18 protein-coding genes are annotated in these 21,232 nt (G+C 35.2%); 8 read left to right on the top strand and 10 right to left on the bottom strand.

Features of this window, described 5'->3' with window-relative positions:
- Positions 1 to 74 precede the first annotated feature (74 nt).
- On the bottom strand, positions 75 to 773 hold the full coding sequence (locus BSF41_RS09135) for a DUF1826 domain-containing protein (protein ID WP_095929195.1): 699 nt from the start codon (positions 771 to 773) through the stop codon (positions 75 to 77).
- Between the two features lie 199 nt (positions 774 to 972).
- Here BSF41_RS09135 and BSF41_RS09130 point away from each other — a divergent pair, with 199 nt between their 5' ends.
- A complete protein-coding gene (locus tag BSF41_RS09130; protein ID WP_095929194.1) occupies positions 973 to 1,575 on the top strand; it encodes a hypothetical protein in 603 nt (200 codons plus the stop codon).
- A gap of 60 nt (positions 1,576 to 1,635) precedes the next feature.
- Here BSF41_RS09130 and BSF41_RS09125 read toward each other — a convergent pair whose 3' ends face one another.
- The 3 genes from BSF41_RS09125 to BSF41_RS09115 all read right to left on the bottom strand — a co-directional run bounded on the left by BSF41_RS09125 (position 1,636) and on the right by BSF41_RS09115 (position 5,058).
- Positions 1,636 to 2,994 (bottom strand): NAD-dependent succinate-semialdehyde dehydrogenase, encoded by a 1,359-nt coding sequence (locus BSF41_RS09125; protein WP_095929193.1) that lies wholly within the window; start codon positions 2,992 to 2,994, stop codon positions 1,636 to 1,638.
- Between the two features lie 234 nt (positions 2,995 to 3,228).
- Entirely contained in the window at positions 3,229 to 3,414 is a 186-nt protein-coding gene (locus BSF41_RS09120; protein ID WP_095929192.1) for a hypothetical protein, read from the bottom strand.
- Positions 3,415 to 3,507: 93 nt separating this feature from the next.
- Complete coding sequence (locus tag BSF41_RS09115; RefSeq protein ID WP_095929191.1) at positions 3,508 to 5,058, bottom strand: vitamin K epoxide reductase family protein; 1,551 nt, start codon at positions 5,056 to 5,058, stop codon at positions 3,508 to 3,510.
- A gap of 658 nt (positions 5,059 to 5,716) precedes the next feature.
- Here BSF41_RS09115 and BSF41_RS09110 point away from each other — a divergent pair.
- On the top strand, positions 5,717 to 6,505 hold the full coding sequence (locus BSF41_RS09110) for a polysaccharide lyase (protein WP_095929190.1): 789 nt from the start codon (positions 5,717 to 5,719) through the stop codon (positions 6,503 to 6,505).
- Positions 6,506 to 6,611: 106 nt separating this feature from the next.
- Here the strand turns inward: BSF41_RS09110 and BSF41_RS24075 are convergent, their stop codons facing one another.
- The 5 genes from BSF41_RS24075 to BSF41_RS09090 all read right to left on the bottom strand — a co-directional run bounded on the left by BSF41_RS24075 (position 6,612) and on the right by BSF41_RS09090 (position 10,600).
- Complete coding sequence (locus BSF41_RS24075) at positions 6,612 to 7,586, bottom strand: GNAT family N-acetyltransferase (protein ID WP_095929189.1); 975 nt, start codon at positions 7,584 to 7,586, stop codon at positions 6,612 to 6,614.
- Positions 7,587 to 7,804: 218 nt separating this feature from the next.
- On the bottom strand, positions 7,805 to 7,957 hold the full coding sequence (locus BSF41_RS24070) for a putative quinol monooxygenase (protein WP_371610989.1): 153 nt from the start codon (positions 7,955 to 7,957) through the stop codon (positions 7,805 to 7,807).
- Positions 7,927 to 8,097: a hypothetical protein gene (locus tag BSF41_RS23940; RefSeq protein WP_253251791.1), complete on the bottom strand. Its 171-nt coding sequence runs from the start codon at positions 8,095 to 8,097 to the stop codon at positions 7,927 to 7,929. The genes BSF41_RS24070 and BSF41_RS23940 overlap by 31 nt, the downstream gene beginning before the upstream one ends.
- Before the next feature lie 204 nt (positions 8,098 to 8,301).
- Positions 8,302 to 8,997 carry a LytTR family DNA-binding domain-containing protein gene (locus BSF41_RS09095; protein WP_095929188.1) on the bottom strand — a complete coding sequence of 232 codons (696 nt, stop codon included), beginning with the start codon at positions 8,995 to 8,997 and terminating at the stop codon, positions 8,302 to 8,304.
- Position 8,998: 1 nt separating this feature from the next.
- Positions 8,999 to 10,600, bottom strand: coding sequence for a histidine kinase (locus tag BSF41_RS09090; protein ID WP_253251790.1), 1,602 nt, complete (start codon positions 10,598 to 10,600; stop codon positions 8,999 to 9,001).
- Between the two features lie 163 nt (positions 10,601 to 10,763).
- Between BSF41_RS09090 and BSF41_RS09085 the strand changes: the two genes are divergently transcribed.
- Both BSF41_RS09085 and BSF41_RS09080 read left to right on the top strand, forming a co-directional pair.
- Positions 10,764 to 13,142 carry an outer membrane beta-barrel family protein gene (locus BSF41_RS09085; protein WP_095929186.1) on the top strand — a complete coding sequence of 793 codons (2,379 nt, stop codon included), beginning with the start codon at positions 10,764 to 10,766 and terminating at the stop codon, positions 13,140 to 13,142.
- A gap of 59 nt (positions 13,143 to 13,201) precedes the next feature.
- Positions 13,202 to 13,669, top strand: a complete 468-nt coding sequence (locus BSF41_RS09080) for a cupin domain-containing protein (protein WP_253251789.1) — start codon at positions 13,202 to 13,204, stop codon at positions 13,667 to 13,669.
- Positions 13,670 to 13,725: 56 nt separating this feature from the next.
- Here the strand turns inward: BSF41_RS09080 and BSF41_RS09075 are convergent, their stop codons facing one another.
- Positions 13,726 to 14,748 carry an LLM class flavin-dependent oxidoreductase gene (locus BSF41_RS09075; RefSeq protein WP_095929184.1) on the bottom strand — a complete coding sequence of 341 codons (1,023 nt, stop codon included), beginning with the start codon at positions 14,746 to 14,748 and terminating at the stop codon, positions 13,726 to 13,728.
- A gap of 396 nt (positions 14,749 to 15,144) precedes the next feature.
- On the opposite strand from BSF41_RS09075, the gene aspT reads away from it, so the two are divergent.
- The 4 genes from aspT to BSF41_RS09055 are packed head-to-tail and all read left to right on the top strand — an operon-like array spanning position 15,145 to position 20,812.
- Positions 15,145 to 16,839 (top strand): aspartate-alanine antiporter, encoded by a 1,695-nt coding sequence (gene aspT, locus BSF41_RS09070; protein ID WP_095929183.1) that lies wholly within the window; start codon positions 15,145 to 15,147, stop codon positions 16,837 to 16,839.
- Between the two features lie 34 nt (positions 16,840 to 16,873).
- Positions 16,874 to 18,520, top strand: a complete 1,647-nt coding sequence (gene aspD, locus BSF41_RS09065; protein WP_095929182.1) for an aspartate 4-decarboxylase — start codon at positions 16,874 to 16,876, stop codon at positions 18,518 to 18,520.
- Between the two features lie 28 nt (positions 18,521 to 18,548).
- Positions 18,549 to 19,598, top strand: coding sequence for a type II asparaginase (locus BSF41_RS09060; protein ID WP_095929181.1), 1,050 nt, complete (start codon positions 18,549 to 18,551; stop codon positions 19,596 to 19,598).
- A gap of 20 nt (positions 19,599 to 19,618) precedes the next feature.
- Positions 19,619 to 20,812: a porin gene (locus tag BSF41_RS09055; protein ID WP_095929180.1), complete on the top strand. Its 1,194-nt coding sequence runs from the start codon at positions 19,619 to 19,621 to the stop codon at positions 20,810 to 20,812.
- Positions 20,813 to 21,232 lie beyond the last annotated feature (420 nt).

Raw genomic sequence — 21,232 nt, 5'->3', positions numbered from 1 at the left:
AAGCAATCACACAAAGCATCGTTCTGTGACTTCTTTTATAATCAAATATAAATATTCTTTTTTTAGCCGTTGAACTAGCAAATCAACAATAAGCGATATTCTCCATCATTTTCTTTTGGTGCCCTATGAATACAAGGCTTTACTTGCTGTTTTGGATGATCGACGGCCAAACGCCAAAGATGCATTTGTCCTAAATTAATAGGTTCTGCACCTTCATGCAATTGATAATGCAAGTCAAAGAAATTCTCTTTTAAAAAGTCTTCGAAATCTTCCTCTGCTCCATCATGCAGTTCTTTTAATTTTGCTCGAATTTCTGGAATTAAAATCTTCTGTTCTGCCTGCGAGTTAGGAATAATATCACTTGCCGCTCCGTGGTAAGTGCACAAAAATGTATCGGTTGCAATGGGCGAACGATCAACATGAAACGAATATACATCTGTAGATATGAAATCAAATTCGTCATCGCGCTCGTAACACTTCAATAAATTAAGAGAAGGCGAAGCGCCAAATTCAGTTAATAATTGTAAATCGTTTAAGATTATTTCTCTGGCTCTATTTCCTTTTTCAGATAATTGAAGCGCGATTAAATCTTCTGGAGAAACTTCTGTTATATTTTCTTTTAAACTTAATTGATTCACAATCTCTTTAAAATCGCCATCCAGATTTCTGTACCAACATAATGCATTCATTTCTTCCTTAAAATCGGTATGCACAAGCTCCGAAAAAGTAGAGACCACGCCAATTTGGCTGCTGGAAGAAAATGTTTTATTCATAGTTTGGCTATTTTAGATCGATTGCAAAAATAGGCAATAGCAGTTGCTTCTTACCTTTTTATGCATTTAATTTTATTTGATGCTGCACTCTTTTCTTAAAGAAAAGCTACTGCTTTTTAATAGTAAATAACCATGAAATCAGGTATTGTTTACTGCATCTTGCATTGGTAAATTTGTTGTGAACTCAAAAAAACATAGAATGATAGATACTAATGTTGATGGTTTTAAAGTAATGAAATCATTTTCTTTAAAAAATAAAACAGTTCGTTTTGTAAAACAGCTTTTTTATGTTTCCATTTTAACCGTGCTTTTCTCGGCTTGTTCAAGCAGTGATAGTGAATCAAATAACAATGAATCTGATTATTATTTTAAAGCCACTCTAGATGGCCGTAAAATAAATTTTTATAATGCCAACTTTCAGGCCGCTGGCAACGATAATCGATTTGAGTATATTATACTCGGGGGTTCTGAAGCGCCTTATCCTAAAACTGCTGGTGAGCAACTTCCTCCATCATTAGATTTTGAAATTTGGAAAATTGGAGGAAATATCACCGCAGGCACTTATTCTACTCCAGCAGAATTAGAAATGGTGGCCCGATATGCTGTTCAAACCGCAAACGGAACTATTTTGTATAGTACTCGAGCTGCCGATGACGTTTTTATAGTAAAAATTGAATCTATAAGTAAAAACGGAATTAAAGGCACCTTTTCTGGAAAGGTTCGAAATCTAGAATCAGGAGTAGCAGTAGAAGTCACAGACGGATCTTTTAACCTTCCGGACTCAGACATAATTAATCCGTAAAGTAGGATTTTTAAAATTAAAAAAGGTGTTTGAAACTCTCAAACACCTTTTCTAATTCTGTTAATATTTATTAATGTAAACTGTTTTCTTGTTTACAAATTCCTGAATGCCGTCTTGCGAAAGTTCACGCCCATATCCTGAGTTTTTAGTTCCGCCAAAAGGCAGCCTCTGATCGCTTTTTACCAGTTCGTTTACAAATACTGCTCCTTCATTAAATTTGGGCACTAATCGGAATGCTTTTTCGAAATCCTCTGTAAAAATGGTAACGCCAAGTCCGAATGGGCTATTGTTAGAAAGTGCTATAGCTTCTTTTTCATCCTTAAAAGTCGTGATTCCAATTAATGGACCAAAAACCTCTTCTTTAAAAATTGACATATTTGTTGTTACATTTCCAATAACAGTAGGTTCAAAATAAGCCTTGTTTCTTTTGCCCCCTAGTAAAACTTCTCCGCCTTTATCCAATGTATCTTGAAGCTGTTTTTCCAATTCTTCAGCAAGGTCTACTCTTGCCATTGTTCCTATTGTTGTTTCTTCACTCAAAGGATCGCCCGAACGAAGCTTGCCAACTTCTTCTATAAAAGCTTTTGTAAACTCTTCTGCAATAGACGATTCTACTAAAAGACGTTTTCCTGCAATACAGCTTTGCCCCGCATTCTGAAAACGCGCCTGCACACAAGTTTTAACCGTTTTCTCCAGGTTACAATCTGCAAAAACCACCAAAGCATTACTGCCTCCTAATTCTAAAACAGTTTTCTTAATTTCATTTCCAGCAACCGCAGCTACGGCTCTTCCTGCGGCTTCGCTTCCTGTTAGTGTAACTGCTTTGATTTTAGGATTTTTAATGATTTCTTCTACCATTTTACTTCCAATAGGCAAATTAGTAAAACATCCTGCAGGAAAGCCTGCTCGATCAAATATTTTTTCAATGCTCATGGCGCTTTTCATCACATTGCTGGCGTGTTTTAAAACGGCAACATTTCCCGCCATTAATGCTGGAACAGCAAAACGCATCACTTGCCAGAAAGGATAATTCCATGGCATAATGGCCAAAACAATTCCTATTGGTTCGTAACTTACATAACTCTTATGGGCTTCTGTTTCGATTATTTTGTCGGCGAGCATCTTAGAGGCGTTCTCAGCATAATAATCACATAAAGCAGCGCATTTTTCTACTTCTGCCAAAGCTTGAGTAATCGGTTTTCCCATTTCTTGGGTAATTACCTCGGCATATTCTCTTGCATTTTTTCGTAACTCTTGACCCGCAGCTTTCATTAAAACGGAACGTTCAGAAAAGGGAATTTCTTTCCAAACCTCGTACTGAGCATCAGCTTTATCAATTGCATTTTCTACTTCTTTCCTATCAAACTCAGCAACTTCATAGACAATTTCTTGATTATAAGGATTTATAGACTTTATCATAACATTATTTTTTATCGTATTTATTTAAAAACGATATAAAAGGTACAATTTATTTTTAGTTTTTAAATTGTGTAAAGGCTGTTTTTTTTTGATGAAAGTCTCTTTTTAAAACAAAAAAAAAGAGACTGCCTAAACAGTCTCTTCTGATATTCTGATGTTAGAAATTCTTTTTTCTATAGTTATATTACATTATGTTAAAGCACCTAATCTGAAATATAACAGAATTTGAAATTCTTATCCTGGACAGCTAGTACCAATTAGTCTGCAAAGCTGTTCTCCTGTATCTGGATAAGGAGGACAACAATAATTACCTGGTTTTGGACATACTCCATCAACACACGCTAAACCTCCTTTTACACTTCTTTTTTCAATTTTAGTTAGCTCAGCAACACCGTCTAACTTTAAAATGTTTTTTAACATAGCATATAGTTTTTAATATTAGTTAATACTTCAATCGGTTTAAAGACACTTGAAGTTTATGTCTATTCTTGCGCAAGAATTTTTTATATATTTTCAAACTACTTTTCTTAAACTTTTTGCTTCTGAAAAATCACCTAAAAAGTATCTTAAGTCACTTATTTCATATTCATGAGGAAAGATTTCATTATTTACAATTTTCACTGGCGTGTAATTAAATTGATTTTCACGACACCAATCGTATTGCAATTCTACCTGTTGATTTGTTTTCATGCTAATAGAACCTGAATTCCATTTATCCAACCATTTATCCAATCCGATCTTTTTTATATGCCAATCTGAAATTGCTTCTAAAACGGAGTCCTTATTTTTGCTATTAATTTCCAATAATTGATCTACCACAATTTTATATGGATTGTTCGTGTTATCAGGATTAATATTGAATAAAACTTTAAGAGATATTTTTTCTGGATATTTGGTTATTAATTCCATAGATTCCGCAAAAGCTTTATGGCAATACCCGCAACTTGGACTTAAAATAATTAGAAGTTCAACATCAGCATCAATTTTACCAAACTGAAGACCTTCTAGCTTATTAAGACCAGCCAAAACCGGAATCTCCTTAGTCAACGAATTGAAGACTCCAAAATTTCTTTTAAATTTTTTCAATTTGTTTACCTCTTCTTCTGCTTTCATTTTACCTGTTAAAATAGGTTTTATTGCTAACCAAGAGGTGCCAATTAATATTAACGAAAACAAATAAGGAAAAAGGCTAGATGCATTATAAACAAATGGCTGCATCATAAAAATCCAAACAGCACTTTGAAGAATTATAATAGCGGAAACTGTCAAACACAACAAACACCACTTTTTAAGCTGCCATTTTTGTATATAAATAGAATAAGCAATTACAGGAAGAGATAGTAAACTTAAAAGTCCAATTACAACACTTGACCCAGAAGGATTGGCTAGTACCGCAAGTAAATTAACCCCGAAAAAAAGAACAGGCAAATCTGCGAAATTAATCCATTTATTAATCTCTCCTTTATTGGAGCCAATTACAGAGTCACATGATGCACTAGGACTCATACTACAAAATTTAGATACCATTTCGTTTTTTACACCTAGTTTTTCTTGAACTATAAAAACGCTGAAAACAAGGCCTGCAATTGAGGTTAAAAGCAACAGAATTTCGCTAATGCCGTAACTATTATAAACAAACGAAACAATTACCAAAGCAAGAATTGCTAAGGCATAATAATGCCAATTTGAAGTTGTTTTAAAGCTGGCTGATTTTGAAGTTTCATTGGGTTCAATAACTGCTACAATTCCATCCCAGTCTTGGGTAAAATCATCAAATGGTAAAACCTTCTTTCCTTCCTCTTCTGACTCAATAGTTATGGTGTCTTCTTTTTGAGTTGCCAACACTATATTATTTTTGTGTACGGCTATGAAAGAATCTGGCAATTCAGATAATTGTTCTTTTTGAATTCTTACGGCTACATTTTCTATAGATAATAAATCAAAAGTATCGGTAATGGCAAATAAGCTGGGAAAATCAGGATGAGATTGAAATAGGTCTTCGAATTCTTCTGTTTGATCTTTATAATTATTGATGCTTAAATACTTTTGAACTAATTGTACCATGTCTAAAGATTATGTTTGTTTTTTGTAAATGTAATTTAAATCTTTCAAAACAAGCAAGCTTTTTCAGTAAAAAAAATAGTACATTTTGGCATATTTTTTGATAATTTCGACAAAATCATGCAATATAAACACTATATCGACGTATATTTTAACATATTCTCAATATAAACAATCCAAGTATTTATTGGTGTTTTTGGGTATTCTAAGCTCAAAATGGATTATTCAATTAGTCATAAAAATCATTCTAATTTTCTTCTAAAAGGTCATCTTTCTACTTAGACATTTGTTAAAATGTGCATCTCAAAAAAGTTAAAATTTGCGTAAAAATCTTTTAAAAAAATCTCTCGAGATTGTGAGTGAGAGAAAACTTTTTTTGATATCTGAAATAAAATTAAATAGTCTAATTTTTTCTTTTTGCATTTCTTTAAGTTGACTTCTACTCTAGCGACATTCTTTTGCTTGTGCCGAAAAGCTTCTCAATATCAGTCTTATCTATTTGAGTTTGCAACAAATAGACACGCTGGATTTCTGTGTACGTAAAAACGTACTTTATTACTCCTAGTGTAAATTATTAATAATCAACTTTACACTTTCGGTTTCAAATACTACTATCTATTTTACTAACTATTAATTGTTTACTAACCTTAAAATTTAAAAAATGAAGAAAATCATAAAATTATCTTGTATGCTAGCTACTGCAGCATTGGTATTTTATTCCTGCGAAAAGGAACAAGATTTAGAGGTATCTCAAACTGCTAAAAAAGATGCTGCCTTAATCGCGAATAAAGACACTGTTTCAAATAATTCTGCCATACAAGCCGGTACAACAGCAAAAGGAACTGCTGGCGCAAGAACCATTACTTTGCAAACCAACACCTTATCTTGCCCAGGTGGATTGTGTACTTCTTATGGCGTTTGGTCTACAGGCGTTTATACAGTTTGGTTTCAGATGAAATTTAACAATGGATTTTATTGGAGCCGAGGTGGAAAATGCGGATATGGTATCTTAATTGGTGACCAAAATACGGGTGGCGATGCAGCATGGGACGGAAATGGAGGTAGCGCAAGGTTTATGTGGTATTGCCCAAGCGGTTCTAATACGGCTAAAGGAAGCGGCGCTTATCTTCAACCTTATGTATATTATAGAGATCAGCCGGGACAATATGGTAATGATTTCGGAAAGAAGTATTACATACAAGAAGGTGTTACTTATAATTGCCAGATATCTGTGAAGTTAAATACAGGATCAAATACCGACGGATATGTAAAATATTACGTGAACGGTACAGAGATATTGAACGAAAAAATTCGCTGGGTAACCAACGATGCTAAGCGAAATGTAAATGCAGTGAGTCTTCACACTTTCCGTGGAGGAAGTCAAAGCTATTGGACAGCTCCTGTAACAAGCTCTATCTACTATCCTAGTGCATCTTGGGATGCTCTATAGTGTTTAACGCACTTTAAAAAACATTTGAACCGAAAAAATAAACCCAACAACTTCGATGCTATTTATTATCATAAAAGCATCGAAGTTGTTATTAGTTAAAAGCTTTCTACAATTCCTTTTTGAAGCAAATACTAGTTTCTATTCCAGCATATTGTCCATAATTTTCGATAACAGTATACGTTTTAGTGTACAATGCAACTGCTTCTGTTTGCACATTACTAGTTTCTAAAACGGTCGATGCATAACCTAATTCTTTAGCCCAGTTTTCCAGCTCATTTAAAACCTTAGATGCTATGCCTCTTCCTCTATATTCGTCGGAAACAAACATGCGTTTTACCTCAACAGAATCATCATCAAATTGCTTTATTGCTCCGCAGCCCACCGCAATTCCGTTGATATAAGCAATAATAACGTGTTTAATGGCATCAACCTTATTAAATTGGTTGAAGTATTCCTGCATATCGCCATTTCGGCTTGCTAAATTCTCATCTAGTTTTACAATTAAACTGGCGAAATCTGCATTTTGAGAAGTCGTTCTTACAAGTTCCAGATTTTCAGTATATGCGTATATTTTCATATCTGTCAAATCTTCTTCTCTTTTTCTATAATCTTTTTTTAGAAGTCCTTCATATACAAATCCAGAACGTTCGGCTACTTTAATGCTTGCAGCGTTTTCTTCTGCAATTTTCATAAAAAGTTTATTAAACTTTTTAGTTGCAAAACACCAGTTTTTAAACGCTATTAATGCTTCGGCAGCATAATTATTACCATTATGTTCTTTGAAAATAAAATAAGCCAGCTCGCCCTTTGGAATTCTCCAATCAATTTCTCGTACAGATATATGTCCTATAAACTCATGGTTTTCTTTTGAAAATATACCGCAGGCATAACTTTTATTTTCTTGCCAATCTATCTCTTTCTGCTCCAGATATTTTTTTGTTGATTCTAAGCTATCATTCACTTTTATCATGTTTGCAAAGTAATCATACAAATATTCGCTGTTATCGGTTATACTTTTAAAGAAGCGTTCTGAATCTTCAACTCTATAAGGCTTTATTAAAAGGTTTTTGGTTGTTATCATTTTGTGGTTCTTTGTAGTTGTGTTTTCTAGGGATAAAACTAGACAAAAACCTAATGCGCAAAAATGCTATTTTTTAATTTGTTAATGCGTTTTTTGCATTACGCTCCTTTTTAACCATTCGTTAAAGTGTATTAAAAAATAAATACCAAAAATTAAAAGCCGACTCGTTTCTATTTATATTTTTTAAACAACGCTGCCATGGTCTCCACATCCAAAGCCTACAGATCATTAAGCTTTAGCGACTTGACCATCTTAAGTGTAGATGTTTTGTAAAGTAAAAAGTGAGGCGTTTTTAAATGAGACTGATATGCTTCATTATTAGCATAAATCTCTAATATTTTTATCTGATTTGGATGCTCTTTTTGAAACATTGAAAAATAGCAATCACTCCAGACTCCAACCTTATAGATGCCTCTGCTTCTTCTTTAAGAATAGCTTTGTATTGCTCCAGATAATCGGGTATTATCTCAACTTCTGCAATGCGAACCATGTGATCTTTATTTTGTGCCATAATACCAAGTGAGAAAAAAGTAAATAAAAACGATAGTTATTCCAAAATACATTCATAATTAATTCTTTTGTCTTGAATTTATAATTACTCTAGTTTAAATTCATTACTAGTGCTTTTAAATATACTGAAAATATAAACATCTGTCCGCATAATGGTTTTGGGTAATAGTGTTTAAAATACTTTAAATCGAAAAGGATTCCAAAACTAAATCAGTTTATTTTTAATCTCTTTGTACTTCGAACGTCCAATGGGTAGTAAGTCACCGTTTTTTAGCTGCATACTGTACTTTCCTCCTGCTTCAACGACAATTTTGTCTGCTTGTTCCCAACAGAGAATATAGGATTTATGTATTCTTTCAAATGTTTCAGGAAGCAGTTTTTCTAAAGCTTCAAGCGATTTATCGTGCAATTCTATTTTGTTATTTGCCAAATGCAATTCAGTATAAATCCCTGCCCCTTTAATGTATAGAATCTCATTAATGGGCACGAGTCTAAATGTCTTTGCTTTTCTTACTGCCAAAAAACGAACATCTCCGCCCGATTGTTTTCCCTGTGTCGTAAAACGTGTAAAGGCTTGCTCCAATCTGTGTTGATCGAAAGGTTTGGGTACAAAATCCAAAACTCCATAATTGAAGGCTGTAATAGCTTTATCGGTATAGGCCGAAATAATAATGGTCTGAAACGGTCCTGCCACAAAAGTCTGTAAGATTTCAAATCCGTCTTCTCCATTCAGATTTAAATCTAACAGCAGAAGATCGATTGGATTATTCTCAATCGCTATCAATCCGTTTTCGAGAGAATCAGAAAGTAGAATTTGCACGTCTTTATCAAAGAAATCACGAGTCATTCTTTCTACCCTCTTGGCAATACGAGCTTCGTCTTCAATTATGAGTATCTTCATCTTAATCAAAAATTTTAATGATGGTCTCCCACCCTTTTGCTACAGCATGAGAATCAAAAGACCAATTGGTGCCATAACTTTCTGTTAGTCTGGCTTCGATGTATTTAAATCCAGTTCCTACTCGCTTATCTTTTCTAGTTTGTCTATTTTTAGCTAAAGTCAATAAAGTGTATTCTTTGTATTGTTTTTCTCTGGTGAATTTTAAACAGAAAACAATGCAGCCTTCTTTTGGCGGAAGACTATGCGTAATTCCGTTTTCTATTATGGTATGAAAAATAGCTGGCGGAATCGTTTCGTTTTCGTCTATTCTTTCTTCCTGCCATTCATAACAAATTTCTTTACGAAAAGACATTACTTCCAAATGTCTTCGGCACAAACCAATCTCTTGCCTGATTGGAATAAGTGTGTCTTCGGCAATATCATTCATTATATCAAATTCTTCCGCTAGAGCGCGAATAAAAACAACCCCTTCTTTAGGCGATTCCTCAATCCAATCAATCAGCGAGGTTAAAGTATTTCGAAGAAAATGCGGCTGAATATTTTTCTTAATCAGTTCCAATTGCAATCTAGAAGAAAGCAGCAATGATGCATTATGAGCTTCTTCCATTGCTTTTGCCCGTATCGTATGGAGATAAAGCATGCAAAGCACCAAAATGGTAAAAGCTATAAACAATCCGAAGTCATAAAACATAAAATAATTGACCACTACTCCTGCCAATAAACCCGCTGCAACAATAAGTCCGCCTTTTGCTTTTCTAATAGCGGCTTCAATAGCAATTACAATAGAAAAGAAACGAGCAGTTATAGTAAAATAGGCTGCCGAAATATCATAATGCCCATAATACCCAATATAAACTGCTAAAAGGACAATGAACAAAAAAAACAGCACTAGTTTCTTTCTTTTAAATTCAAACTGCAACATAAAATACCACGGTATGAGCATTGAAACAGCAAAAGTGAGCCAACCGATAATCTTTAAACGAGTATAAAATTGATTATAAGGAATGTCTAGATAATACTTGACATATTCGATAATGAGCAAACAAAAGAAAAGCAAGCAAATAATTCCGAAAAGCAAAACGGCTAGTTCTTTTCGGGTACTATTGAGATAGAGAAAAAAATAGTAAATGCCTGCAATAAGAAAAGCACCTGCCATAATATTCATAAAAGAAACCACGATAAGCGGTGAACGTTGAAGTTGCAGATAATCTTTAAGTTTTACATCAATACCGCGCTGTGCTTCTCTATTGTAGGTTTGCGAACCCATTAAAACAACGGTGTGTTTCCCAAGTTTAGACAAATCGTTTGGTATTTGGTAATAAGATGTTTCTGTTCCTGGTACCTCAACACGATCTGCTTGTGCCATTTGACCATTTCTCCCAATCAAAACTCCATCCCAATACACATCAAAAGCACCAAAGGCATTTATTTGAAGCCCTAACGATTGAGAAGTATTTTTTCGTTTTTGTATTTCAACGTCTGTTTCAAATCTAAAACTCGAACTATCCGGTTTACCCCAATCCATCTTCTGATGATTGTAATCAACATCATATGTTACATCGGTTGTAACGTACTCTTTGTAATAGTTACAAGAGGTACACATGAGAAGAAGTAAAACGATAAAAAAGTAAGATTTATACATAAGATAAAGATAGAACAAATATCGAATTGCCAAATGCTTTTGAAAAGCTTATAGAGCCGTTTGAATGTTTTCGAAAACGGTGCTTTCTTTTATGAATTAATCTTGTACAACAAAATCAATCAAAATGAAATCTCTAATAATCAAAACCTTAATTCTCTTTATTCCATTTTTAGGAATAGCACAGCAAACCGTTATTTCTGGTAAAGTTCAAGACGGCGCTACAAAAGAAACACTGCCTTATGTAACGGTAACCATACAAGACAATGCATCAAAAACATTGGTCACAGCCATAACAGACGATCTTGGTTTATTTACTATTGAAGCAGCTCCAACTGGTTCGACCACTATCTCGTTTAGTTACACGGGGTATCAAAACCATACCCAATCTTTAATCATTTCAGGAAAACAAAAAATTGATTTGGGAACAATTGATTTAATTACCAATATGGTACAATTAAAAGCAGTTGAAATTAGCGGTCAAAAATCGAATGTTAGTTTAAAACTAGACAAAAAGGTTTTTGAAGTGGGTAAAGATGTGCTTTCGCAAAATGGCTCTGCTCACGATGTATTAAATGGGGTTCCATCTGTCGCTGTTGATGCTGCGGGAACGGTAAGTCTTCGTGGAAATAGTAATGTTTTAATATTAATTAACGGAAGACAATCTGGACTTACCCAAAGCAATGCGCTTGACCAGATTGCAGCCGACCAGATTGAACGAATTGAGGTTATTACCAATCCTTCTTCAAGATATGATGCTGCGGGTTCTGCGGGGATTATTAATATTATACTGAAAAAGAACAAAAAAAGCGGTTTTAGCGGTCAGGTTAGATTGGTTGCCGGCTCGCCAAATGATAGTCGTCTTAATCCGAGCCTTAATTTTAAATCAAACAAAATCAACATTTTTTCCAATTTCAGTATTCGTTCTAGCGATTATGTGGGTTTGTACACCACCGATCAGGTAACCAATAGTACCACTTCTCCAAATTACATGCATCGCGTGCAAAATGAAGACCGTCACGACGATGGAAAATTGCTTTATATGGGTGCCGATTATTTTATTAATGAACATCAAACGATTACGGCTGCTTTTTTAAAGAATGCCACACATGATAATGATAAAACCGATTTGCGTTATCAGTACGATAGTGATCTCAGTCATACAACACCTGATAGTCTTTTGACAAGACACGGAAAATCATTGGAAAAACGGGATTACAGTCAGATTGAGTTTAATTATACACGAACATTCCAACAGAAAGCAAAAAAATGGACTATTGACGTTCAATACGATTGGTGGAACAGCGACAAAAAATGGGATCTTTCTACACAGCGTTTGCTTCCAGACACAATGGTTTATCCTGGCATTAGAACAAGTTCTGTAGGAAACAGCAAAGATTTTCTGGCTAAGACTGATTTTATTCAGCCAATTGACAGTCTTTCTACTTTGGAATTTGGATTAAAAACTGAAATCAGAACGGTTGCGAGCAATTATCTGGCAGAAGAACAACAGGACAATAATTGGATCGTTTATCAGAACATTGATAATGATTTAAATTACGACGAAACCATAACGGGCGCTTATACGCAATTTAGCAGTAAAATCAACAAGTTTAGTTATATGTTGGGCTTAAGAGCCGAGCTTACAGATATTGCCATTAAAGATGTAGAAAATGCTTATAGTGATAAAAAAAATTATAACAAACTCTTTCCTACTGTCAATCTAGCTTATAACTTTGATGCTTCGTCATTGCAGTTAAATTACAGCAAACGCATTAAACGTCCGTCATTATATGCTTTATATCCTTTCAATGAAGTCACCGATTTAAATGCACAATATATCGGAAATCCTGATTTAAATCCTTCCTACACAGATGCATTTGAAATGGCATTTCTTAAAAATTGGAAAACATTTACTTTGAATCCTTCGCTTTATTATCAATACGAAAAAGGCTTTATTCAAGATTATACGTATCGCCAAGATGATATCTTTCTGACAACTCCCATAAATATTGATTACGAAATAAGAAGTGGAATTGAATTATCGACCTTATACAATCCGTTAAAATGGCTTCAGGTTAATGCCGAAATGAATTATTATCACTTCAAACAAAAAGGAAATTATAGAGACGAAAACCTAGATTACAGCAGTCAAAACTTTACTGCTCGATTAAGCACACAGATTAAACTTCCTGCTAAATTTAGTTTTCAAGGCCGTTATAACTTTCGTGGAGAAAAACGCAATGCACAAATTACCAGCGAAGCATTACAATCAATTGATTTCGGGTTTAGCAAACTCCTCCTTAAAGATAAAGCTACTATTGTGTTTGATGTTACGAATGCTTTTAATCTTCGTCAATATAAAAGCGTTACCACTGGAACCGATTATGTCATTAAAGATAATAGCATTCCAAATGCAGCTAGATATCGCTTGAGTTTTGTTTATCGTTTTAATCTAACCGATGCAAAAGCAATTCGACAAGCAAATGATGCTAATAGAAATTGATGTTCGTACAATAGCTAAGAAAAACAAAAACAAGAAGTTGTAGTATAAAACAGAAATAAATGAAGAAAATAATCATTATATTCACAGTACTTTTAACTGCATGTAATTCTAAAAAAAACAGTATGACTTCAACAGAAATATTTCCAAAAGGAGAACCTCTTTCTAAAGATTGGTTTACAGGCAATGCATTTTTGAAGCCTTTGATTGCAAGAGACAAGAACAATGAGTTTTCAGCAGGCAGCGTAACTTTTGAACCTGGAGCGAGAACGAACTGGCATACACATCCAAAAGGTCAAGTTCTGTTGGTTATTGAAGGTCATGGACTTTATCAAGAAAAAGGCAAACCTGCTCAAATAATTCAAAAAGGAGATGTAGTCAATATTCCCGAAAATGTAGAACATTGGCATGGTGCTAGCGCAACAACTACAATGGTTCATGTAGCAATCACTAACTTTAAAGAAGATACTCAAGTTACTTGGCTCAATCCTGTTACTGATGAAGAGTATAAAACTGCGAATGAAAATTAAATCATAAAAAAAGCCCTCTATAAACAGAGGGCTTTTTTCATTCTTTTTATCAAAACTTATCGCCAGCCCAATGCAGGTGCAACGTGTTCTAAAATAGAAGACAAAATATGAATATTGTAATCTACACCTATGGTATTCGGAATAGTTAGCAATAAAGTATCCGCTTCTTGAATAGCTTCATCTTGAGCAAGTTCTTCAATTAGTTTATCGGGTTCTGCTGCATAGCTTTTACCAAAGATGGCTCTTTTGTCTTGCTCGATATAACCAAAACTATCATTGCCTTTGGCTTGTCCGCCAAAATAATATCGATCCTGCTCATTGACCAATGCAAATATCGAACGACTTATCGAAACTCTCGCTTCACGCTGATGTCCTGCATTTTTCCAAGCTTCTTTATACAATCTTATCTGTTCGGCTTGCTGCACATGAAAAGGTTTTCCGTTTTCATCGTACTTAAGCGTAGAACTCTGAAGATGCATTCCGTTTTCGGCAGCCCAAACCGCCGTTGCATTTGACGCCGCTCCCCACCAGATTCTTTCTCTTAATCCTTCAGAATGCGGTTCAATACGCAATAATCCAGGCGGATTTGGAAACATTGGGTACGGATTTGGTTCTGCAAATCCTTCTCCTTTAAGTTTATCCAAAAACTCTAGTGCTTTTTTACGGCCCATATCGGCGTCCGTTTCTCCTTTTTCAGGTTCATAACCAAAGTAACTCCAACCGTCAATAACTTGTTCTGGTGATCCTCTACTAATTCCTAACTGCAAACGACCTTCCGATATTAAATCGGCAGATCCAGCATCTTCTACCATGTACAATGGGTTTTCATAACGCATATCGATTACGCCAGTTCCGATCTCGATTTTACTTGTTTTCGCTCCTACTGCCGCAAGCAAAGGAAAAGGCGATGCCAGTTGCTGCGCAAAATGATGTACTCGAAAATAAGCACCATCTATACCTATTTCTTCAGCAGCCACTGCTAAATCAATGGATTGCAACAATGTATCTGCCGCAGTACGAGTTTTATATGACGGATGATTAGCCCAATGCCCAAATGATAAAAATCCTATTTTCTTCATAATGGCTTTATTTTTTTATTCTCTCAAATATACGCATCAGAACCGATTAATGCTATACTTTACTCCATAATTGCACTAATTCTAAAAAAATACATAATTGGAATTTGATGCATTTTTATAATGTGCTTTTTGACAACTGATAAGAAAAAGAAAACATTCTTTCAAATTTCAATTTCTTAGGGGCGGCTTCCAATTTGCAACGTTAAGTTTCAAGTTTTCTTGTTTCAAGTTATAACTTGAAACATATCCTCCTCAAAATCATGCAATTATTCTCACTTTATGACATATTTTTGAATGGCCTAAATAATTTCTTCTTAAACGCCTCTCCCATATCTTTTCGTACTCCTCGATTTTCATAATCAATTATTGATATATCTAAACTAAAAACAAATAATTATGGATTGGATTATTACTACATTAAAAGATTATCCCGAACTGGCAATTTTTCTCACGCTATCACTAGGTTATTTTATCGGAAAATTTAAAATCGGAAGCTTTTCTTTAGGAACGGTTACCAGTGTTTTGCTTGTGGGAGTCTTAGTCGGGCAATTAGACATTGTAATTTCTCCCAACGTTAAATCTGTCTTTTTCCTTATGTTTCTTTTCGCCGTTGGATACAGTGTCGGACCCCAATTTTTTGGAGGTTTAAAAAAAGACGGGCTGCCTCAAATGCTTTATGCCACAGTAGTATGCGTTTTATGTTTGATCTGTCCGTATCTAATAGGAAAGATTATGGGCTACGACATGGGATTAACCTCTGGAATGCTTGCAGGCTCTCAAACCATATCTGCGGTAATTGGTGTCGCGTCTGACACTATAAATCAGCTTAGTATTCCTGCCGATCAAAAAACGGCTTTGATTAATAAAATTCCAGTTGCTTACGCTGTAACGTATATTTTCGGAACTGCTGGATCTGCTTGGCTATTGGCTTCTCTTGGTCCAAAACTATTAGGTGGAAATCTGGTGGAAAAAGCAAAAGAACTCGAGATTCAGCTTGGAGGAGATGCCATTGGCGATGATCCAAGTATTGCCTCTGCTTATGATCGTGTAATATACAATGCCTATCAGATTGCCGCACATTCTTATGCTAACAACAAAACAGTTGCAGATGTCGAAAATGAATTGGAAAGAAAAGGCAGACGTTTGTTTATACAGCGAATTCGAAGAGGAAAAGAGATCATAGATGCTAGTCCAGAATTTGTAATTCAAGAAAATGATGTTGTCGCACTCGGCGGAAGAAGAGAATACATGATGAACTATGTTGCTGTAAATGAAAAAGAAGTTCTAGATATCGAACTTCTTAATTTTCCTGTAGAAGTTTTAAGCATCTTAATTGTAAAAAAAGAAGTCATCAACAAAACCATTGCCGATTTGCGTCATTTAAAATACATGCACGGCGTGGTCGTGAGATCTTTAAAGCGAGCTGGAATCCAGATGCCCATATTACCCAATACTGTTCTTCAAAAAGGAGATATGATCGAACTAATTGGTATTAAACGAGACGTAGATCAAGTTGCGACACATATTGGATATCCGGACCGCCCTACAAATTCTACAGATATGGCCTTTGTTGGTTTAGGAATTGTATTAGGCGGACTACTTGGCGCATTAACCATTAAAGTTGGCGGAGTACCAATAAGCCTTAGTACCAGTGGAGGTGCCTTAATATCTGGACTATTCTTCGGATGGCTAAGAGGTCAGCATCCTACTTTTGGGCGAATTCCAGAGCCTGCCTTGTGGATTATGAATAATGTTGGTTTAAACATATTTATCGCTGTAGTGGGTATTACAGCGGGACCAAGTTTTATCGTAGGTTTTCAAGAAGCTGGATGGGGGCTTTTCATTGCAGGTGCTGCAGCAACAGCCATTCCGTTAATCCTCGGACTTCTTATAGGGAGATACATTTTCAAATTTCATCCTATTATTACTTTAGGATGTGCTGCTGGGGCAAGAACAACTACTGCCGCCTTGGGAGCTCTGCAAGATGCTGTAAAAAGCAAAACCCCTGCATTGGGTTATACCGTGACCTATGCAGTTGGTAATACGCTGCTCATTATATGGGGTGTCGTCATTATTTTAATCATGAGTTAGTCGAATTTTTATATAATCTCTAAATATTTTAGTTATGGCAATTGATATTTCAAAAATAAAAACATCAAGAGAGGTAGAAAAAACACTTCAGACCCTCAGCCCATTTGAAATTAAAAATGAATTAATTCATTTGGCAGATGAAAGTGCGCTTAAATCTACGGCGATAACACTTAATGCCGGAAGAGGAAATCCGAACTGGATTGCTACAGTTCCTAGAGAGGCTTTTTTCCTTTTCGGACAATTTGCATTAGAAGAATGCCGCAATGTTATGGAAGAACAAGGCATTCTAGCCGGAATTGTACAAAACAAAAGCGGAGTGGCTTCTCGTTTTGAAGCTTTTTTATTGAAACATAAAGATACTCCTGCTGCTGCACTTTTAGAAAAAACATATCATTATGGTGTAGACAAACATGCTTTTGATGGCGATGCGTGGATCCGTGAATGGATAGAAGCTGTAATCGGATTTAACTATCCTGTCCCAGATCGTATGCTAAGTCAGATAGAAATTATTGTTCATGATTATTTGGTGCAGGAAATGTGCGGTGCAGGAAACAACAAGGGCAAGTATGATATTTTTGCTGTTGAGGGCGGAACGGCTGCAATGTGTTACATTTTTGATTCGCTTATGCAAAACCACCTTACCGAGCGTGGTGATAAAATAGCCTTGCTTACGCCTACTTTTACGCCTTATATTGAAATTCCAGAATTAGATCGATACAAATTTGATGTCGTTTATGTAGAAGCAAGCGGAGTTGGCGAAAACGGATTCCATACCTGGCAATATCCAAATTCTGAATTAGACAAACTAAAAGATCCAGCCGTTAAAGTGGCTTTTGTGGTAAATCCGAGCAATCCGCCATCTTCGGCGATGAGCACTGACACGCTCAATTATATCGCTGATATAGTAAAAAATCATAACCCAGGTTTGATGGTTATTACAGATGACGTTTATGGAACTTTCGTTAATAATTTTAGATCATTAATGGCTATTATTCCACAAAATACCATCACGGTATATTCATTCTCAAAATATTTTGGCTGTACAGGCTGGAGACTTGGAACGATTGCCATTCATCAAGACAATATTTTCGATAAAAAAATTGCCGATTTAAGTCCAGAACTTAAAAAAGAACTGCACGATCGTTATTCTTCTCTAACATTAGAACCAGAAAAGATCAAGTTTATTGACCGACTTGTAGCTGATAGCCGACAAGTAGCTTTAAACCACACGGCTGGACTATCTCTGCCTCAGCAATTTCAAATGATGCTTTTCTCTGCGTTTTGTTTATTAGATACTCAGGATGTTTATAAAACGCTTACACAGTCTATTATTCACAAACGCCTGAGCTTATTATGGGAAGGATTAGAAGTTCCGATTCTAGAAGATCCGATGCGTGCAGGATATTATTCTGAAATAGACATTATGGTAGCGGCAAAACACTTTCATGGTGATGATTTTGCCAATTGGCTGAAAACAAATTTTGAACCTGTTGATGTTTTATTCCGTTTAGCAGAAAAAACAGCAATCGTACTTTTAAATGGAGGCGGTTTTGCTGGCCCAGAATGGAGTATCAGGGTTTCTCTTGCTAATCTTCCAACTGATAGTTATCTGATTCTTGGAAAAAATATCCGTAAAATTTTAATGGAATATGTAACCAGTTGGGAAAACTCAACAAAATAATAGAAGCTTAAATTAAAATATTAAACCTATGAAAAATTTATTTACTTTATTATTGTCCGTTTTATTAGTAACAGGTATTTATGCTCAAAAATTACCTAGAATTAAGATACTCGCAACTGGAGGAACAATTGCCGGACAAGGCGCATCTGCAGATCGTTCTGCTTATACTGCGGGACAATTGCCTATAAAAGATTTAATCGCAGCGGTTCCAGGAATTGATAAAGTTGCCGAAATTTCGGGAGAACAGATTTCAAATGTAGGAAGTCAGGATATGACTGTGGAGATTTGGATTAAGCTGAATAAAAGAATCAACGAAATTTATAAAAATAATGAAGCCGATGGTATCGTAATCACACACGGAACCGATACGCAAGAAGAAACAGCTTATTTTTTATCGCTAACGGTACGATCTGATAAACCCGTAATCGTTACCGGATCTATGCGTCCAGCAACAGCCATAAGTGCAGACGGTCCAAAGAATTTATATGATGCTGTAACTTTAGCAGCGTCTAAACAAGCAGCGCACAGCGGTGTTTTACTGGTATTTAATGAATATATTTTTACCGGAAGAAATGCCGTAAAAACCAGTACAACGCACTTAAATGCTTTTACAGCTCCAAACAGTGGGCCAATTGGGCAGGTTTATGACGGAAAAGTGACACTTTATGAAAGTCCGATTAGAAAAACCAATAAAAATACTCCGTTTGATATTACAGGTTTAACCACTTTACCAGAAGTAGCTGTTGTCGAATTATATGCTGATGCGCCGGCAACTGCCATAAATGCGTATGTAGCTTCGGGAGTAAAAGGAATTGTAACTGGTGGTTTAGGTAACGGAAATCTAAATAAAGTAAACTCAGATGCTGCGGCAAGCGCTGTTAAAAAAGGAATTGCTGTGGCAAGAGCCTCTAGAGTACCTTCTGGAAGAGTTACTTTGTTTGACGAAACCGATGATCAAAAGCTTGGTACTATTGTCGCAGATGATCTAATTCCTCAAAAAGCGAGGATTCTATTAATGTTGGGACTTACCCAAACTAAAGACAGTAAAAAACTCCAAGAATACTTCTTTGAGTATTAATCCAATTGAAATTGTAAACTATGCGTATCTTACCTTCAATAATTTTGAGCGTTTTTCTGGCAGCTGGCGTCTATGCACAGCAAGAAAAACAGACTGATACCGTCCTAAATCATAAAACACCTTTGATCAAAGCAACCAAAGTTGATTTGCTTAATAATGTTGATTTAATTTTCAATACTCAATTAGGATTTAACACCTATATAGAAGATGGAAAATATACTGAAAGTAAATTTGAAGTAAACCAGTTTAGACTGGAAGTAAAAGGGAGAGTCTATAAGGACAAAGTATTTTTTAGGTTTCGAGACCGATATACTAAAGAAACAGAACCACAATCTACAGATAACATCAGCAGTTCTACCGATTTAGCTTTTATTGGGTATAAAATATCCGACAGAACCAGTATTGCAATTGGAAAAATGACAGCAAACTGGGGTGGTTATGAATTTGATATGAATCCGATTGATATCTATCAATACAATGATATTGTGGAGAATTCGGATAACTTTTTGACTGGAGTTCAGGTCAACTGGAAACTAAATGAAAATCATACCTTTTCTGGACAGGTTTTAAATTCTAGAACCAAAACTTTTTCTGAACTTTATCAAAATGTACCCAATGTAGAAGAAGCAAAATTTCCTGCAGCGTATGTAGGAAATTGGAATGGAAGTTTTTTAGACGGAAAATTTAAAACCATTTATAGTTTCAGTATTTTTCAGGAAGCCACAAAAAATGGAAAACCTGTAAATATGTATTATACCGCATTAGGAAATCAGTTTAGATCTAAAAAATGGCTCTTTCAATATGATTTCAAATGGAGCAGCGAAGATTTGGATCGAACAGGAGTTGTGAGTTCTTTGCTTCCAGATACGGTTTTAGATCATGCAGCAGAAAATGTTTATTATATCGAACATTGGCTTAGAGCGGTATATTCTCTAAATGAACAATGGAAACTTACGGTTATCGGAATGACAAGTAAATCTTCGTGGAAAGATATACCTGATCCTAATGTGAGTTCAAACCGAATTCGTACTGCATATGGAATTATTCCAACAGTTGAATTTTATCCGATTAAAAACTTTAACTTAAAGTTTTTTGCCACTTATGTAGCTCGATGGTACGATTACAGTGATTATGCCAAAACAGATTTGGGACAATCTAACAACACAACAGGAAGAATTATGCTTGGTGTAATTTCTCCTTTGGTGGTATTATAATATTGTAAATTCACATAATACAAAATGCTGGAACACATCGTAAAACGCGATTTATTCCAGCATTTTTTTATTGTATCTCTCGCCTATTCAAATAGAGTTTACTTGCTATTTTATTTGTTCTCTCGCAGATTCGGCAGATTCAGCAGATTTAATAATCATTGATAATTTAAAACTCTTTAAATAGAGTTTTTTTTATGAATAGCCTCCAGCTTTAGCTGGAGGTATTTAATAATCGTAAGAATAAGGCTTTAGCCAAATCGCTATTTTTGGCTAAAGCCATTTTCATTCACTTTATGTAAACTCCGGCTAAAGCTGGAGCCAATTCAAATTAATAACTGGTTTATACGCATTACCCGCATCTCCGTGGTTGAAACCACGGGCTATGTTTAAATATATGCATAATGATTAGGCAACACGCAT

Origin of the sequence: Flavobacterium sp. ACN2 (assembly GCF_002303885.1) — a bacterium.
Classification (GTDB): domain Bacteria; phylum Bacteroidota; class Bacteroidia; order Flavobacteriales; family Flavobacteriaceae; genus Flavobacterium.
The sequence above is the reverse complement of the archived record's forward strand: the minus strand, read 5'-3'. Positions and strand labels throughout refer to the sequence as shown.